Origin of the sequence: Actinocrinis sp. (assembly GCF_035650855.1) — a bacterium.
In the GTDB taxonomy this organism is placed as follows: domain Bacteria; phylum Actinomycetota; class Actinomycetes; order Streptomycetales; family Catenulisporaceae; genus Actinocrinis.
The window spans coordinates 13,280-30,030 of record NZ_DASRGV010000103.1; the positions used below are offsets into that span (position 1 = coordinate 13,280).

15 protein-coding genes, 1 tRNA gene and 1 pseudogene are annotated in these 16,751 nt (G+C 70.3%); 7 read left to right on the forward strand and 10 right to left on the reverse strand.

The features are described from left to right. Positions 1-84: 84 nt before the first annotated feature. The 6 genes from VFB40_RS08190 to VFB40_RS08215 all read right to left on the reverse strand — a co-directional run bounded on the left by VFB40_RS08190 (position 85) and on the right by VFB40_RS08215 (position 8,266). A complete protein-coding gene (locus VFB40_RS08190) occupies positions 85-3,375 on the reverse strand; it encodes an Rne/Rng family ribonuclease (RefSeq protein ID WP_324848696.1) in 3,291 nt (1,096 codons plus the stop codon). A 176-nt stretch (positions 3,376-3,551) separates the two neighbouring features. Next, on the reverse strand, positions 3,552-4,445 hold the full coding sequence (locus VFB40_RS08195) for a TIGR03936 family radical SAM-associated protein (RefSeq protein WP_349261390.1): 894 nt from the start codon (positions 4,443-4,445) through the stop codon (positions 3,552-3,554). A gap of 147 nt (positions 4,446-4,592) precedes the next feature. Next, positions 4,593-5,324: a hypothetical protein gene (locus VFB40_RS08200; protein ID WP_324848698.1), complete on the reverse strand. Its 732-nt coding sequence runs from the start codon at positions 5,322-5,324 to the stop codon at positions 4,593-4,595. A 116-nt stretch (positions 5,325-5,440) separates the two neighbouring features. Continuing rightward, on the reverse strand, positions 5,441-6,403 hold the full coding sequence (locus VFB40_RS08205) for an oxidoreductase (protein ID WP_324848699.1): 963 nt from the start codon (positions 6,401-6,403) through the stop codon (positions 5,441-5,443). Positions 6,404-6,557: 154 nt separating this feature from the next. Continuing rightward, positions 6,558-7,040: a glutathione peroxidase gene (locus VFB40_RS08210; protein WP_324848700.1), complete on the reverse strand. Its 483-nt coding sequence runs from the start codon at positions 7,038-7,040 to the stop codon at positions 6,558-6,560. Positions 7,041-7,171: 131 nt separating this feature from the next. Then, the gene (locus tag VFB40_RS08215) at positions 7,172-8,266 is read right to left on the reverse strand and encodes a M48 family metallopeptidase (protein WP_324848701.1); all 1,095 of its coding nucleotides are present in this window, start codon (positions 8,264-8,266) and stop codon (positions 7,172-7,174) included. Between the two features lie 96 nt (positions 8,267-8,362). On the opposite strand from VFB40_RS08215, the gene VFB40_RS08220 reads away from it, so the two are divergent. The 7 genes from VFB40_RS08220 to VFB40_RS08250 all read left to right on the forward strand — a co-directional run bounded on the left by VFB40_RS08220 (position 8,363) and on the right by VFB40_RS08250 (position 13,280). Then, positions 8,363-8,527 carry a hypothetical protein gene (locus tag VFB40_RS08220; RefSeq protein ID WP_324840732.1) on the forward strand — a complete coding sequence of 55 codons (165 nt, stop codon included), beginning with the start codon at positions 8,363-8,365 and terminating at the stop codon, positions 8,525-8,527. A 139-nt stretch (positions 8,528-8,666) separates the two neighbouring features. Then, a complete protein-coding gene (locus VFB40_RS08225) occupies positions 8,667-8,801 on the forward strand; it encodes a hypothetical protein (RefSeq protein WP_324848702.1) in 135 nt (44 codons plus the stop codon). A gap of 159 nt (positions 8,802-8,960) precedes the next feature. After that, positions 8,961-9,605: a nicotinate-nucleotide adenylyltransferase gene (gene nadD, locus VFB40_RS08230; protein ID WP_414642058.1), complete on the forward strand. Its 645-nt coding sequence runs from the start codon at positions 8,961-8,963 to the stop codon at positions 9,603-9,605. Next, positions 9,602-11,686: an LCP family protein gene (locus VFB40_RS08235; protein WP_324848704.1), complete on the forward strand. Its 2,085-nt coding sequence runs from the start codon at positions 9,602-9,604 to the stop codon at positions 11,684-11,686. Before nadD ends, VFB40_RS08235 begins: the two co-directional genes overlap by 4 nt. A gap of 138 nt (positions 11,687-11,824) precedes the next feature. Next, positions 11,825-12,235: a ribosome silencing factor gene (gene rsfS, locus VFB40_RS08240; protein WP_324848705.1), complete on the forward strand. Its 411-nt coding sequence runs from the start codon at positions 11,825-11,827 to the stop codon at positions 12,233-12,235. Then, positions 12,232-13,050 (forward strand): histidine phosphatase family protein, encoded by an 819-nt coding sequence (locus tag VFB40_RS08245; RefSeq protein WP_324848706.1) that lies wholly within the window; start codon positions 12,232-12,234, stop codon positions 13,048-13,050. The genes rsfS and VFB40_RS08245 overlap by 4 nt, the downstream gene beginning before the upstream one ends. A 157-nt stretch (positions 13,051-13,207) precedes the next feature. Next, positions 13,208-13,280: transfer RNA gene (locus VFB40_RS08250), tRNA-Ala, on the forward strand. 102 nt (positions 13,281-13,382) lie between these two features. Here the strand turns inward: VFB40_RS08250 and VFB40_RS08255 are convergent. The 4 genes and pseudogenes from VFB40_RS08255 to VFB40_RS08270 all read right to left on the reverse strand — a co-directional run. Continuing rightward, on the reverse strand, positions 13,383-14,723 hold the full coding sequence (locus VFB40_RS08255) for a tyrosine-type recombinase/integrase (protein WP_324848707.1): 1,341 nt from the start codon (positions 14,721-14,723) through the stop codon (positions 13,383-13,385). 14 nt (positions 14,724-14,737) lie between these two features. Next, complete coding sequence (locus tag VFB40_RS08260) at positions 14,738-14,974, reverse strand: helix-turn-helix domain-containing protein (RefSeq protein WP_324848708.1); 237 nt, start codon at positions 14,972-14,974, stop codon at positions 14,738-14,740. A gap of 202 nt (positions 14,975-15,176) precedes the next feature. After that, positions 15,177-16,439 (reverse strand): YfjI family protein, encoded by a 1,263-nt coding sequence (locus VFB40_RS08265; protein WP_324848709.1) that lies wholly within the window; start codon positions 16,437-16,439, stop codon positions 15,177-15,179. Then, positions 16,436-16,751 (reverse strand): annotated as a pseudogene (locus VFB40_RS08270) (bifunctional DNA primase/polymerase); the annotation flags it as partial. The pseudogene VFB40_RS08270 and the gene VFB40_RS08265, both read right to left, overlap by 4 nt.

The window sequence follows — 16,751 nt, forward strand, 5'->3', positions numbered from 1 at the left end:
TCACCGAACGCGCACCCTCGCTCGCCCCGCGGCGCGTCGGTCCGATACGGATCGTGCGGGCCGCGCGGCGAAGCGCTTGGAGCCTTAAGAAGCTTCCGCGTTCGACTGCGGAGAGCCTGCGGGGCGGCTGGCCGCCCGGCGGCGCTTGCGCGGCCGGCCGGTATCGACCAGTGCCTCGCTCAGTTCGTCACCGGTCGCCGCGGCGTCCGGGTCGTCCGCGTGCGCCTTGAGGTTGATCGGCGCGGTCTGCACGGCCGGAGCCTGAGCCGACTCGGCGTCTGCGCCCGCATCCACCTCGGCGCGCGGGCTCGTGTCCGGCGCGGCGTCGTCGGCGACCCAGGACGAATCCACCGGTGCGCCCGGTGCATCCTCGCCCTCGTGGTGCTTGCCCTTACGCCGCCTGCGCCGGCTGGCCCGGCTCTCTACCGCACTGCTGGCGTGACGAGCGTCACCGGCATTGCCGTTCGATGCGTTACCGCCGTGGTGCTCTGACGCGTCGCCAGAACCGCCGTGCTCGTCGTGGCCGTGGCTGTGCTCTCCGGTCACCCGGTCGATCCGCTCGACCACGGTGGTGGCCCGCTCCGCGGCCTTCCGGCCGTGCGGCTCCACCGGGTCCATGTGCACGATGATCCCGCGGCCGTTGCAGTGGTCACAGGTCTCGGAGAAGGCCTCCAGCAGGCCCTGGCCGACCCGCTTGCGGGTCATCTGCACCAGACCGAGCGAGGTGACTTCCGCCACCTGGTGCTTGGTGCGGTCCCGGCCCAGGCATTCGAGCAGCCGGCGCAGCACCAGTTCCCGGTTCGACTCCAGCACCATGTCGATGAAGTCGATCACGATGATGCCGCCGAGGTCGCGCAGCCGCAGCTGGCGGACGATCTCCTCGGCCGCCTCCAGGTTGTTGCGGGTGACCGTCTCCTCAAGGGAGTTGCTGCCTTGGCCGGTGAACTTGCCGGTGTTCACGTCGATGACGACCATCGCCTCGGTCCGGTCGATCACCAGCGAGCCGCCGCTGGGCAGCCAGACCTTGCGGTCCAGGCCCTTGGCCAGCTGCTCGTCGACCCGGTACACGTTGAACACGTCGGTGTCGCTGGTCCAGTGCTCAAGCCGCTCGGCCAGCTCGGGCGCGACCCCGGACAGGTACTCGTGGATCGTCTTGTACGCCTCGTCGCCGGAGACGATCAGCTTGCTGAAGTCCTCGTTGAAGATGTCGCGGATGACGCGCACCGTCAGGTCCGGCTCGCCGTAAAGCAGCGCCGGGGCGTTGGCCGTGCGGGACCGCCGCTCGATCTCCTCCCACTGCGCGACCAGGCGCTCGACGTCGCGGGCCAGCTCCTCCTCGCTCGCCCCCTCGGCCGCGGTGCGCACGATCACGCCGCCGTCCTCGGGCACGACCTTCTTGAGGATCTGCTTGAGCCGCGTGCGCTCGTTGTCCGGCAGCTTGCGGCTGATGCCCATCATCGAGCCGCCGGGGATGTATACGAGGAACCGGCCGGGCAGCGAGATCTGGCTGGTCAGCCGCGCGCCCTTGTGCCCGATCGGGTCCTTGGTGACCTGCACGAGCACCGGCTGCCCGGACTTGAGCGCGGACTCGATCCGCTTCGGCTGGCCCTCGAGGCCCGCCGCGGCGAAGTTCACCTCGCCCGCGTACAGCACCGCGTTGCGGCCCTTGTTGATGTCGACGAACGCCGCCTCCATCGACGGCAGCACGTTCTGGACCTTGCCCAGGTACACGTTGCCGACGTACGAGACCGAGGACTCGCGGTTGACGTAGTGCTCGACCAGCACGCCGTCCTCAAGCACGCCGATCTGCGTACGGTTCGCTGCCTGACGCACCACCATGACGCGTTCGACCGACTCGCGGCGGGCCAGGAACTCGGCCTCGCTCACGATCGGGGCGCGGCGGGAACGCGTCGAGCGGCCGTCGCGGCGGCGCTGCTGCTTCGCGGCCAGGCGCACCGAGCCGCGCACGCCGAGCACGTCGTCACCGGTGCGCACCGAGTCCGGCTCGCTCAGCCGGGAGGAACGGCGCTCCCGCGGCTCGCGGGGCTCGCGCGGCTCACGGATGCGCACCACCGTGTTCGGCGGGTCGTCATCTTCCGTGCCGCCGGCGGCCAGGTCCTCGGCGGTCTGCCGGCGGCGGCGCCGGCGACGGCGCCGGCTCGAGCCCTCGGCGTCGGTGACCAGCCCCGCCTCGTCGGCGTTGTCGGCCTCGGCGGGCTCGGTCTCGGACTCCTCGGCTGACGCGGCGTCAGCCCGTGCGGCGACCGCGTCGCCGCTGCGACCGCTCCCGTTGCGGCTGCGCCGACGGCGGCGGCGCGACTCGCGCTCGGCGTTGGCCTCCGGCGTCTCATCGGCCGTCGGCTGCTGCGGCGCACGCTCGGCCTCTTCGGCCGCGGCGGCGGGCTTGGGCTGGGCCTGAGTCGGAGTCTGCGGCGCGGTGGCCCGGCGGCGGATCGGCTCGGCGACGACCGGCGCCTGGAAGATGAGCATGCCGGGGCGCTGCGGCGTGACCGGCGCGGGTGCCAGCGTCGGGGCCTCCTCGGCCTCGGCGTCCGGTGACCACGCGGCCTCGATCTCCTCGGCCTCGAGCGCGCCGGCGGCCTCTTCCTCGTCCACGGTGGTGGAAGAGGAGCCGCTGGCGGAAGAGGAGCCAGTGGCGGGGGAGGAGGCGGCGGCCAGCGGTTCGACCGGCTGCGTCGGCGCGGTCGCCCGCTTCCGGCTGCGGCGCGCCCGGCCGGTGGCCTGCGGCGTCTCGGCGGCCTCGGGCTGAGCGGCGCCGGACTGACCAGTGCCCGACTGAGCACCGCCGGACCGGTCTGCGTCGGCTTGGGCCGGCTCGGGCTGAGCGCTCACATCGGCGCGGGCGGACTCGGCGCTGGCCGCGGTCTGCGGAGCCGCGGCGCCCGCGGCCTCCGTGTCCGCCGCCTCGCCGGTGCGCGTCCGGCGGCGCGTGGTGGTCTTGCGCGCGGTCTTCTTGGCCGGGGCCTCCGGCGCGGCGGCTGCGGCGACCTCGGGCGCGGCCTGGGCTGCGGCCGCCTCGGCGGACGCGTCGCCAGCCTGCTCCGCAGCGGCGGCCGGGGCCGCCTTCTTCGTCGCGGTCTTGCGCGTCGTCTTCTTCGCCGCAGGCGCCTCGGCGGCGGCCTTGGTCGCGGCCTTCTTGCCGCGGGCGCGCTTGGCCGCCGGGGCGGCCTCGGCCGGCTCGGACGCGTCACCGCCGCTCGCGGCCTCGGCCCGCGGAGCGCTCTCCGCGGTCGGGGCCCCGGCGGGGCGGCTGGCCGCACGGCGGCGGCGCGGGGCGGTGTTCGGCGAGTCGGCTGTGGACTCGTTCTCGGGTTCCAGGCCTGAGCCGGAACCGGTGGGCTCGTGATCGAGCATTCGGGCGGTTCTCCCGTCGTGGCCGCCGGGCGCTCGGACGCCACCGGTTCCGGTGTGCGTCGGCGCCGCGCGGCGGCTCGTCTGTACGTACTGAAGTCAGGTGGGCCGGATCGGGCGTCTCGCCGAATCGGGCCGTCGTGCCGGCGCCGCCGCGAAGGCGGGGCGCCTGCGAGCACTCATACCCCGGAAACCGGGGTCTTGATGCTCGACGGCCCGGAATTCGCCGAAGCGCTCCGGTCCAGGGCCATCGGGTCGGCCACCGGCCACGCCCCGGACCCGGCCGCGGACTCGGCGTTCGCCGGCGCACCGGGCGCGGTCTGGCTAGTCAGACCGGCGCTGTGCAGACCGTCGCCGTGCACCAGCGGTCCCTGCGCCAGCCTGGTCACCCGTGGGGCGACCGGCGGCACAAGACCGCTCACGGATCCGAGTCCGGTCAGGACATCATCGGGGCGGACGGCCGGCGTGGCGTGCCGGACGACCACTCGCAGTATCGCACAGGCAGACGACCGCGACTGGTGCCCGGCTTCAGCCGGGCTGTCGAGGACGTTGAGCGAAACTACGGCTGATCTGGTGTCGAAGGTACGCATTCCGGTCTTCATCAGGCGTTCCACCTCAACCGTCTCGGCGGCGAGGAACGCATCGGCGGCGCGCTTTGCCTCGGCCGGTTCGACCTCGGGCAGTTCGATCTGCCAGACCGAGGCCTCCAGGTGGTCGGTCAGCGAGGGAGTGGCGGCCTCGACGATTTCCAGGATGTCCAAGTCAGGCGGCAGCGCCGCGTCCAGCGAAGCGCGCAGCGCCGTCGGGTCGACGCGCCGGGTGACCGCGATCTCGACGTACTCCGCTTCGCTGGCCGTGCCGGTGGGGGCTGCTCCGGCCCAGGAGATCTTGGGGTGCGGGGAGAAGCCGGCTGAGTACGCCATCGGTACCGCCGCGCGCCGCAGCGCCCGTTCGAACGCCCGCTGGATGTCGCGGTGGCTGGTGAAGCGCAGCCTGCCGCGTTTCGCGTAGCGGATCCGCAGCCGCTGGACCGCAGGGGGCGGGGGAGGGCCGTCTGGCGTGCGCTTGGGCAGCGTTCTCACCGCTTCTCGCTCGGGGTCTTTGGGTCCAAGGGTAAGCCCCGGCAGGCGTCCGCCCGTGCGTACACGACGTGGTCACGCCGTCAACGATGTGACCTAGTACAGCGTGGTCTAGTGCAGAGTGGTCTAACGGAGAGTGGTCTAGTGCAGCGACTTCAACCGCGGCACCAGCACGTCGGCCAGCTTGGCCAGGTCGATCTCGGTGTTCTGGCCCTGTAGCAGCGAGTTGTCGATCACCGCGACCGCCGTGCCGACCCGGATCGCCGCGCCGTTCATCACCATGGTCTGGTTGCCGATCGCGACCTTGACGGTGAAGCCCACCGACTCGTCCCCGACCCGCGGTCCCGGTATCACCTTGACCGACGCGCTCTGGGTGGCGCCGCTGGCGTCCGAGGCCTGGAAGGTGCTGCATCGATTGAGCGCCGCGCCCAGCTTGTTGGTGAACGTGGTCGCGTCGGTGCCGTGGAACTCCAGCAGCGTCTCGTCGAACTCGCCGAGCCCGGACGGCGGCGTGAACGCGTCGCTGGCGTAGGAGGCCTCGCCGAGGCTGTTCTGGCCCACCGTGTTGACCAGGTTGAGCACCTTGTTGCAGTCCGCGCTGCTCAGATCGACGCTGGACGCCGCCGCGGACAGCTTCGCGCCGCTGTTCTGCGCGCCGATCGACTCCTCGGTGAAGTCGTGCGGCAGGTCGGCCGCGGCCAGCAGGATCGTGCTGAGCTGTTTGCCGCTCGGCACGTCGTGCGCGGACGAGCTGGAGGCGGTGGACGAGGCCGAGCCGCCACCGGTGCACGCCGTGAGCGTGGCGGTCAGAGCTAACGCTGCGAAGCCGGCGGTTGTACGGGCAGTAGCGCAGGCGCCTATCCGAGTTGCCATGCGGGCACTCTAGCCTCCGTGCCTTCAGGCTCGGACTCACACAGCCCGGCGTGCCTGTGCCGCTTCGTAAAGACTCGACCACTTACCGCGCAGCTTGGGCGCCTGAACCGGGTCCCCTAGCGCGGCGTGCACAGCTCTTCGTACCCGACCCCCGTCGCCTCGACCGACGCCGCCCACAGTCGCTCGGCGAGCGCCTTGTCGCGGGCCACGTGACTCGGCTTAACGTGTATCGGCGCCCCGCGCATGCCTAAGCGCGGCCCGAAGAACTCACCACCGGCCGCATTCGGGTGTGTCGCCGCGTACAGCGAAGGCAGTGCGCCCGACGCCGTGGATTGGCCGATGATGCCCGTGGACACCTGGGCGATCTGGCCGATCACCGCACGCTGCCCGATGCTGGCGTGCGCTACCAGTTCCGAGCGCGTATAGCCGGGGTGTGCGGCGATGGAACGCAGCACGGCCGCCGAGCCGGTGCACGCTCGTACCCGCCGGTCGAGTTCGAGCGCGAACAACAGGTTCGCCAGCTTCGAACGCGAATACCCCAGCCACCGCGAGCCGTGCGGCAGAGTCTTGAAATCAGCGGGCTCGCTCAGCCCCGCCCCGCTCGCGGTGCGATGCATCAGCGAGGTCACCGTCACCACCCTGGCCCCGTCCGCGGCCAGCAGGAGCGGCAGCAGACGGCCAGTCAGGGCGAAGTGCCCCAGGTGATTCGTGCCCAGTTGGAGCTCGAAGCCCTCGGCGGTCAGTTCCGGCCGCGGCGCCATCACCCCGGCGTTGTTCACCAGGACGTCGATGTGCCCGGCCCGGTCCGCGATCTCCCGCGCGGCGTCCTCCACGGACTCCAAGCAGGCCAGATCTACGCGCACCAGTTCGACGGACGCCCCGGCATGACGCGCCACGATCCGGTCCCTTGCCCGTGCGCCGCGCTCCAGGTCGCGGACGCCGAGCAGAGTGCGGGCCCCACCCCGGGCCAATTGCGCCGCCGTCTCAAGGCCGATCCCGCTGGTCGCCCCGGTCACCAGGGCCACCCGGCCGGTCAGCTCGGGAAGGTCGGCGGCGCGCCAACCCCTCCACTGCACCATGGGGAACAGTCTTACGGAGGGCTGACGCGCCGTCCATGCTCAGCGCCCCGGCTGGCAGCAAGCTGCCCTCGTCGCCGGGCGGCCATCCGCCCGCTGACGCAGCGTCGCGCGCTCGTTCTCGTAACCCGTCGCGGCCCGCGCCGCGACCGACGGGCTACAGCAGGGTCTTGATGGCCGAGATCACCTCGGGCGCGTCCGGCTCGGTGCGCGGACCGAACCGGGCCACCACGTTGCCCTCGCCGTCGAGCAGGAACTTCTCGAAGTTCCACCGGATGTCGCCGGTGTAGCCCTCGGCGTCGGCGGTCTTGGTCAGCTCGGCGTAGACCGGGCTGCGGTCCGCGCCGTTCACGTCGATCTTCTCGAACAGCGGGAAGGTGACGCCGTAGGTCGTCGAGCAGAAGGTCTGGATCTCCTCTGCGGTGCCGGGCTCCTGGCCGCCGAACTGGTTACACGGGAATCCGACCACTGAGAAGCCCTGGTCCGAGTAGGCCTTGTGCAGCTCCTCAAGCGCCGAGTACTGCGGGGTCAGTCCGCACTTCGACGCCACGTTGACCACGAGCACGGCTCGGTCGGTGTGCTCGCCGAGGCTGGTCGGGGTGCCGTCCAGCGCCTTGAGCGGAATGTCCTTGATTCCCATGCGGGCTGCTCCTCAGGTTCGTCGTCTGGCCGTCACCGGGCACGCGTCGTTAACACGTCGCCGCGATGCCTTAACACGTCACTCAGTCCCACCGGTTCACCCGGCCGCACCGGTTCACTCGGTGGTACTGGTCACTCCTCAGTGTCGTCCGCGTCCCGGCCCGGCTCCTCGCCGTTCGGGCGCTGACCCCACCGGCGATACATAGCGCCTCCGATGCGGTCGCCAATTCCCGAGGCGTCGCGGGCGAACTCACGTAGCTTCGCCATCAGCGGGTCCGCGCTGTTACGCACCGATTCGGCGTATGAGTCGGCGGCGGCCTTCGCGTCCTCGGTGGCCGAGGCGGCCGCGTCCCCGTCCCGGCGCGGGTAGTCGCCGCCGAGGATCCGGTTGTAGGTGCCCGTCTCGACCCAGCGGGTCAGCTCCAGTGAGCGCACCGAGGGGAACGGGTGCGTCTGGTCCCGGGTGAGCAGCAGCTTCAGTATCGAGTCGCGGATGTCGCCGCCGGCCTCGTACTCGCGGGCCTGGTCGATGAAGGCGAGCGCGTTCATCTCGTGCAGGTGCGCGCCGCCGGCCATCTTCATCTGGGTGCGTACCGCAGCCTCGATGTCCTGGCCGACCAGCAGCCCGGCCCGGTCGCTGGACAGCTCCGCCTTGCGGAACCACTCCAGCAGCGCGGTGATCAGCGCCTGGATGCCGAGCTGGCCGCCGGGCAGCCACGCGACCGCGCCGCTGAGGTTCATCAGCCAGATGAGCATCGTGCGGTACACCGCGTGGCCGGAGAAGGCGTGGCCGAGTTCGTGTCCGACGACGAACCGCAGCTCTTCCTCGTCAAGCAGCTCGACCAGCCCGGTGGTCAGCACGATCACCGGCTTGTCCAGTCCGATGGTCATACCGTTGACCAGCGGGGTCTGCTGCACGAACAGCTGCGGGCGCTCGCGCACGTCCAGGATCTCGCAGGCGTCGGTCAACATCGCGTCGAGCCGCGGGAACTGCCGGTCGGAGACCTGGACCGCGTTGGCCAGCAGCATCAGCCGCAGGTTGCGCTCGCCGATCAGGCCGCTGAGCTTCTTGAGCAGCGTGTCGAACCCGCTCAGCTTGCGCAGGGCGGTCAGCGCGGCGCGGTCGGCGGGATGCTCGTAGGCGCGCGAGCTGATCTCCGGGAAACGGCGGCGGTTGCGGTCGGGCACGCGATCGGCCGGTTCCCCGGCCTGCGATGGCTGTGACATGGACTTGTGCCCCCTCGTGGAGTCGGGAGGTTCCCGGATCGCCACATTACCGACCCGGCGTCTGCCAGGGCGTGCCGTGGCGCGTATGGTCGAGTCGTGCAACAGATTCTTTTGGCGGTCAACGCCCCGGACAACACCCCGCCGGGGATCTTCCTGCGCCTTTACATCTTCGGCGGCCTCGCCGTGGTCATCCTGATCGCCTGGCTGGTACTGCGCGGCTACCGCGATTCGGGCGAGACGCAGGACAAGAACCGCGACTGACCGACCCTCTCGGCGAGGCGCGCGGCGCGGCCCTCTATATTTAGGGCGCGACCGGAGAGCGCAGCGTGCCTGAGCGGGCGAGAGCCGCGAACCGGGTACCTAAGCCTATGGCGATCGAGTGGAAGTAAGGACGGACACGGTGCACGCGCTTACCGTTTTGGCAGAGGGCAGCGGCCGCTACGCGGGCATCAACCCGGCCCTCAACGCGATCGTCGTGATGATCATCTTCCTGGTGCTGCTGTTCCTGGTGACCCGGCTCAACCGGGACAAGTAATTCCCGGCAAAATAGGACAAGCAGCCCAAGTGCTGGTGTAACCGCGGGGTGAGCCAGGTAGGGTCGGTGCGCATGAGCGACCCCCAGTCCCCCGACACGGCGGTGTCCCGAGCGGACGCCGGGTCCCGGCAGCCCGCACGCGCGCGCCGCGTCGGCGTGATGGGCGGCACCTTCGACCCGATCCACCACGGCCACCTGGTCGCGGCGAGCGAGGTCGCGTCGCTGTTCGAGCTCGACGAGGTGGTGTTCGTCCCGACCGGCCAGTCCTGGCAGAAGGACAACCGGCTGGTCTCCTCCGCCGAGGACCGCTACCTGATGACGGTCATCGCCACCGCGTCCAACCCGCGTTTCACGGTCAGCCGGGTCGACATCGACCGCGGCGGCGCGACGTACACCGTCGACACCCTGCGCGATCTGCGCGCCGAGCGGCCCGCGGGCACCGAGTTCTTCTTCATCACCGGCGCCGACGCGCTCGAGCAGATCTTCACCTGGCAGGAAGCCGCCGAGCTGTTCGACATGGCGCACTTCGTCGGCTGTACCCGGCCTGGGCACCCGCTGGCCGATCCGGGCCTGCCCGTCGGCAAGGTCTCCCTGATCGAGGTCCCGGCGCTGGCGATTTCCTCGACGGCCTGCCGCGAACGGGTACGCCGCGGCGAACCCGTGTGGTATCTGGTACCGGACGGCATCGTGCAGTACATCAACAAGCGCGGCCTGTACCGGGACCCTGCTGACACTGGAGAACACCTCGGCCGCCCGCATGAGTGGGGGGCCGCGCCGGACCCGACCGCGCAGGAGGCACCGTGAGCGGACCCGGACGCCGCCGGAAGCCGAATCCGGAGGAAGAGGGCAGCCTGCCCGCGCCGCCGCGGCCGCCCGCAGGCTACGGGCAGCAGCAGCCCGCCCAGCCGCAGCACGACTACGGGCACGAGTACGACTACGCCTACGACTGGCGCCAGCCTCAGGGCGGGCAGCCCGAGGCACAGCCCGGCCCGGTGTTCGACGCGTTCTCCTCCGGCCAGCACCAGGTCCCGCCGAACGATCAGCCCGCGTATTACAACCCGGTCGGCTATGGCTTGAACGATCCGTACTCGCCCACGGGGTACGCTTCGCAGCCGCCGGCGGCACCTCCGCAGCCTGCGCGGCAACCGTTCTCGCCGCAGCCGTATGCGTCGCCGCCTGAGCCGCCCCCCTCCGTACCGCGCCCTGACGCTGTGTGGCCTGACGCACCCTCACGGAACGACGCACCGTCACGGAACGACGCACCGTCACCCCAGCCTTTCCCGCACCAAGCCGGTCAGCCGTCGTCCCGTACGCCGTTCGGGCAGCCCCCCTCCTACACGGCTGCCACCCCCACCGCGCCTCCGCCCTCCGCGCCCACCCGGCCGCCCACGCCGCCCGCCTCGGACCCCGACGCCCTCTTCGACGACAACGACCTCTTCGACACCGGTTCGTCGTTCTCGGCCTCCTCCTCGTCGGTCACGAACGCCGCGGCAGCCGCTCCGGCTCGCGCCCCCGAGCCGCCGACCGTCACCGACCCGGTCGTGCCGCCCCCGCCGGAAGGGGCCCCTCGTCCCAACGACGGCTACACGGCCGCCGACTTCGCGTTCATCGAGGAGGAGACCGGCCAGGACGTCAAGGGCTGGCTCACCTTCGTCGAGTCGCGCGCGGACAGCCGCGCGGACCGGACCAAGCGCTTCCGGCGCCGGCTGATCGGCGCGGGCGTCGCGGTAGCCCTGGTCGCGGCGGGCATCGGCGCGTACGCGCTCTTCAACGGCGGATCGCTGATCGGAGGCGGCGGCCCCACGAAGTCCGTGGTCCTGCTCCAGATCAGCGACTCCACCGGCAATGCGGTAGCCGATGCGCTGCTCGTTACCGACCACACGGCGACCACAGGCACCGGCACCTCGAAGACCGTGACCGGTAAGGGCGCAAGCGTGCTGATCCCCTCTCAGATGGTGGTGAACAGCACCGGATTCGGCCAGCAGGCCTTCGGCGGCAACATGGCCCAATCCGTTCCCGCGGCCGGTAAGGACACAGTCGCCGACGCGCTCGGCGTCAACATCGACGGCGTGTGGCGGATGGACGAGGTCACCTTCGCCGGGTTGATCGACCAGATCGGTGGCATCCAGCTCAACGCCGACGTCGCGGTCCCGGCAGCCACTGCCAGTCCTACCGCGGCAGCAATCCCCGTCGGCAACCAGAAGCTGACGGGCGGTCAGGCCGTCGCCTACAGCACGTACACGGCGAAGGGCGAGGGCCCCGATGCCCAGATCGAGCGGTTCGGACAGGTCGTCAGCGGCCTCTTCGCGGCGCTGCCCACGGACGCCGGCGCGATCACCGCGTACCTGAACCACCTGGGCATCGTCGACGACCCAGCCCTCCCCGAGAGCAAGCTGAGCCCGATCCTCGCGGCACTCGCGGCAGAGCAGCAGGCCGGTGCGCTTACCGCTAAGGCACTGCCGCTGCGCACCGACGGCTCGAACGAGCTGAACGTGCAGGCCGCGGCGCCCATCGTGAGCAGCCTGCTCGGTGGCGCCCTTAACACGCAGAACAACGGACAGATCTCCCGAGTCCTGGTCGAGGACGCGTCCGGTCACTCCGGCATCCAGTCCCAGGCCATCCGAGGCGCCGCGCAGGCGCGCCTCGCGAACGGCGGCTACACGTTCGTCGACGGCGCGACGGTCGCCCACCGGTCCACCAGCGTGGTCGAAGTCGGCTCGGACGGCGCGAAGTCGGCCGCGGTACAGCTCGCCGCGACGCTCGGCCTTCAGCCCAACGACGTGCAGGTAGTGTCCGGGATGAGCACCTTCGCTGACGCGACCGTGCTGCTCGGCGCCGACTGGCCCAAGCTGGCCAACGTCACCCTCCCCGGCACCACCAACTGACGAACCGCGCTCCCGCAGGTAGAACGCGCTGAACCGCCACTCGCCGCGCTTGGTCACCCCTCCGTGAGACCCTGTTACCACTACGAATTACCACTACAAAGTTGGCTCAGACCTACCGAACTGAGAGGTGTGCCGAGAGTGACAGCGACCGACCGGGCGAGGGAGCTCGCGATTGCGGCGGCGCAGGCGGCGTCGGACAAGCTCGCCGATGACATCGTGGCCTACGACGTGAGCGACGTCTTCGTGATCACGGACGCCTTCGTGCTCGCGTCCGCTCCGAACGACCGGCAGGTCAGGGCCATCGTCGACGCGATCGAGGAGCAGCTGCTCGAACTGGGCGCCAAGCCGGCCAGGCGCGAGGGCCAGCGCGAAGGCCGCTGGGTGCTGCTCGACTACATCGACATCGTCGTGCACGTCCAGCACGCCGAGGAGCGCACCTACTACGCGCTCGAGCGGCTGTGGAAGGACTGTCCGATCATCAGCCTGCCCGCATCCGTCACCAGCGGCCGGTCCGCGGGCCCCGCGGCCGACTTCGGCGGCGCCCAATGACTCCCGGCGACGATCTCAACGCCGGCGACGCTCCCGACTCCAACCCACCCCAACCCGAGTCTGAGCCCGCCGCCGACCCTGGCTCCCCATCCGACCGCCACGCCTACCACGCCCCCGGCCGTCGCGTCGTCATCTGGCGGCACGGCCAGACCGAGTGGAACGTCGAGGGCAGGTTCCAGGGCCAGACCGACGTGCCGCTCGACGCCGTCGGCCGCGACCAGGCCCGCCGCGCCGCCCGGCTCCTCGCCGCGCTGCGCCCGAACGTGATCACCGCGTCAGACCTCGCCCGCGCGGCCGACACGGCCCGTGAGCTGAGCGCGCTGACCGGCCTGCCTGTCATGCTCGACAAGGGGCTGCGGGAGACCTACGCGGGCACCTGGCAGGGCCTGACGGACACGGAGATCCGGGAGAAGTTCCCGGAGGAGTTCGCGGCCTGGAAGCGCGACCACTCGGTCCGCCGCGGCGGCGGCGAACTGGAGATCGAGGTGGCCGACCGCGTCGTCCCCGCGATCCTGCGCGCGCTCGAAAGCGTCCCCCCGCGCGGCACCCTCGTCGTGGTCAGCCACGGCGGCTCCTCCCGCGTCGCGATCGGCCGCCTGCTCGGCCTGCCCCCCGAGCACTGGAGCAGCCTCGGCGGCCTGTCGAACTGCTGCTGGTCGGTCCTCGGCGAGGCCTCCCGCGGCTGGCGCCTGCTCGAACACAACGCGGGCTCCCTCCCCGAGCCGGTCATCGGCGACGACGCCAACGCGGACGCGGACGCGGATGGTGAGGGCGACAGCAACGGTGATGCGGACGGGCGAGCCGCCCTGGCCTGACGTGCCAGACCCGTCCGGCGGCTTATGGATTTCGCGTTTCGCTCCCGCGTTGGCTAATATGGCGGAGCCCGCCCGGGAACAGAGTGATTCCATGGATACGCAAAGCGTTTGTTCCTGGCGGGACCAAAAGTCCTCCCAGCTGGGCGGATCTATATAAGGGGCCATAGCTCAGCTGGTAGAGCATCTGTCTGGCAGACAGAAGGTCAGGGGTTCAAGTCCCCTTGGCTCCACAACAGAAAATGCAGGTCAGGGCCGGTGACCCATTGAGGTTACCGGCCCTGACTCGTTCGTGGGTCTCAGTTACGGTCTCAGTTGGTACCTGTTCGCGGACCTTAAGCCGCCTCGCCGGAGTCCCAGAGGTGGTCTCCGAGCCGCTTCGCGATGTCCTTGCGCATGGCGTCTGTGACGTGCTGGTAGCGCAGCATCATGTCAGGGTTCGACCAGCCCATGAAGTCCATCGCGGCTCGCGGAGCGACCTCCAAGAGCGCCAACACCGTTGCCGCTGTGTGCCGAGCGTCGTGCAGCCGGGCCTCACGCACGCCTGCCTCGGCGAGCACTTCCCGCCACTCCGCGCGGTCGGCTTTCGAGTCGATCGGCTTGCCGTTCTCCTGCGCGAACATCCAGCCCTCGTCATGCCACTCGGTGCCAGCGAACTCGCGCTCGCGGTCCTGCTCTGCGTTGTGCGCTTCGACCATGTCCCAGAGCCGGTCAGGCAGCACGATGTACCGGCGGCCGGCGCGAGACTTCACGGGAACCTCTACCAAGCCGCCCCCGTGGCGCTGTGGGCAGTGGCGCGCGTGCCCTGTGCAGTTCGCTGGGCACGGTCGGCACGTCTCCGGCCGTTTGTGCCGCTTGCAGGGCTCCGGGCACACTGCGGTCTTGTGCCGTGGGGCCGCACAGGCGGCAGGGTCTTCGCAGCCGTGCTGCCACGTCTGGCGCTGGAGCTGTTTGGGGAACCTCAACGCGCGCCGCTTCGCGTCAAGCCGCTCGCGCTTGATGCCGAGCGCTTCGCCCTGGCGAATTCCAAGCGCCAGGGCGAGCACGAAGCGCACGCCGTTCCTACGCCTGAGCGAAGCAGCGATGATGCGGCGCACCTCGTCCGGCTCGAAAGGCTCGCGCTCCTCTTCGTCCTCAATCCTTGGCGGCTTTGCCAGAGATACCGGATTCGTACCCATGATGACCTTGCGGCGAATAGCCTCGTTGAATGCGGCTCGCGCAGTGCGGTGGACTTGAAGCACCGTGTAGACGCCTGCTCCGGACTTCTCAAGCTTCGTGTATAGCTTCTCGAAGTGTTCCGGGTCGATCGCGTCCATATGGTGCTTCCCGACACCAGGAATCAGGTACCGGTAAACGGCGGTGCGGTGACCGGCGAGGGTCTTGAACCTCGCGGTGCGCGATTCGATATCTTCCACCCAGTGTGTGAGCCAGTCCGCAACGAGCGGGGAACGACCGGGCTTGCGCAGCTGACCGGCGCTGATTTCGGCGCGCAGCTCATTGAGCTTGTCGATGACGCCTTTTTCGGTCTTGGCCTTTCGGTGCCGCCGGTCCGGCTCGCCGTTGTCTTTCACGCCGACGATGATCCGGCCGTGCCAGTAACCGTCCGTCTCGCTGTAGTAGAGGGAGCCCGCTCCGTTGGGTGCGCGGGTGCCTTCAGGACGCTTCTTGCGGGGCATGGTGGGTCTCCTGTTCAGTGGTCAAGCGGTTGGGTGGTCGGGTGCTGTTCGGCCGTCAGCCGGGCCGAATAGGCCTCGACTTCGTCGAGCGGAATTCGCCGCGAGCGGCCAATGAGGAGCGAGCGGAGCTCGCCGCTTTTGATGAGCGCGAAGACGGTGGTTCGGCCGATGCCGAGCGCGTCTGCGGCTTGCTCGACCGTGAGCATCACGCGAGGCGTGCCACGGGGTGGTGTGGTGTCTTGGGCGGTCATGCCGGGTCCTCTCGTGTTGGGGCCGGGGGTTAACTCGCCGCCAGGGGGTTGGCGAAATAAGGGAAGTAAGCGAAAAAAGGCCGGTGAGCTGCGGGAACGTGTTCGCGGGGGCGGCGAAGTAAGGCGAAAGAAGTCCGGGCCAGGGACCTTTTTTCGCCTTACTTCGCCACGGCGGCGAGGGAGAAAGGCCAGGTGGGAGCGCTTATTTCGCTTCATTCGCTTTTTTCGCCCCCGCCAGGGTCCACACGTCGGTGGGCCGTCCCGCTCCATGCCGCTGCGTGCGGGTGACGCCGGGGATGGCCTCGACCTTCGAGAGCAGGTCATCGAGCTGGGTTCGGGTGAGCTTGCGGGAGAATAGGTCGGAGAGCTGCGAGCGGGTGAGGCCCTGCGCGCCGGCCGCATCGAGCGCGACGATGACCTTGTCCAGGCGGGCGTCTCCGGTGCCGGTGCCCAACACGAACGCGGCGGTGGCCCGTGAGTAGCAGACCAGGGCGTAGGCCGCTTTCAGGTGCGGCACGTCCACCTCGGTTTTCCCGTCGCCCAGGGCGTAGAGCATCGCGACCCGCCGCGCGTACGGCGTCGCCCTGGCGGTGAACTGGGCGACGGTGCCGTCGCTGGGCTGAGCGCCGGACAGCGCGCTGTAGACCACCTCCGCCCAGTACGCGCGGGCCGCGTCGGTCAGCGGGATGCGGCGTAGGTCGCGGGCCTGTTTGACCAGTTCGCGCAGCACCGCGCCGTGGTTGTTGACGAGGTCTTCGGGGGCTCCGTCGCCGTCGGGGATCTCTTTGGAGCGTTCGGAGTAGATGGGCAGGAACCGGTTGTAGGTGCCTCCGGCCATGTCCACGCCGCTGGCACGCTGGCGGAACTCGCCGGGGGTGATGTGCGCCAGGATGCCGATGTGCGGCGCGGTGGCATGCACCGAGGCCTTCGTGAGTGTGGAGAGGTCGTCGCCCTCCCATGCCTGCCTGAGCACGCCGGAGAGGGTGTTGCCCTCCCGGCCCGCGCGGCTCATGGTCACGCCGTACTCGGTCTCGATGACCAGGCGCAGCTTGCCGCCGCTCGCGCCGTCTTCCTCGTCCGCGACGGCGGCGATCAGGCCCTCGCCGGACGAGAGTCCGGAGGTGACGTTCTCGCTGTGGAACACTGGGTCGGCGGCTTTGACCAGGCGTGCCGCGACACCGAGCGAGGTGCCTTTGCGGCCGATGCCGGTGTGTCCGAGGATCAGCGGCCACAGCAGCGCGGGGTGGCGGTCATCGGAGATCTGGGCGTAGGGGCCGGGTCCGGCCATCACGCCGAAGAACGCCATGAGCGTGGCGAGCACCGCGACCGGATCGGCTTCGCTGGTCTTGGTCAGGGTGAGCGAGGTTTCGCCCAGCCAGCCCTGGTAGACGGCCTCGTCGGGGACCGGGCCGGAGCGGGTGACCGGACGCACGGCAGGGCTCTGCGTCTCCTCGGTCTCGGTCACGCGGCCCTCCTCTCGGCAGTGCGCGGGATACGCGGGTGCTGGCGACCGGCCTTGATGCCGGAGGCGATAGTTCGGGCCGTCTCGCGCTCGTCCAGGCCCGCCTGCGCAGCTGCGCGGGACAGTTCGTCGATGGCGTCGGCTTCGGTCAGGTGACCGGTGGCGATGAGCTGGCCCAGGTTGAAAGCGGCACGGTTGAGGGCGTGGTTCCTGCCGCCTTCGGGGGCGCTGGCCACGTGCTCGGCTTCGCGGCGCAGTGCGGCCGGACCGTAGCCGGTGAGGCGTGCCACGGCCGGTGGTGCGGTGGTGCGGACT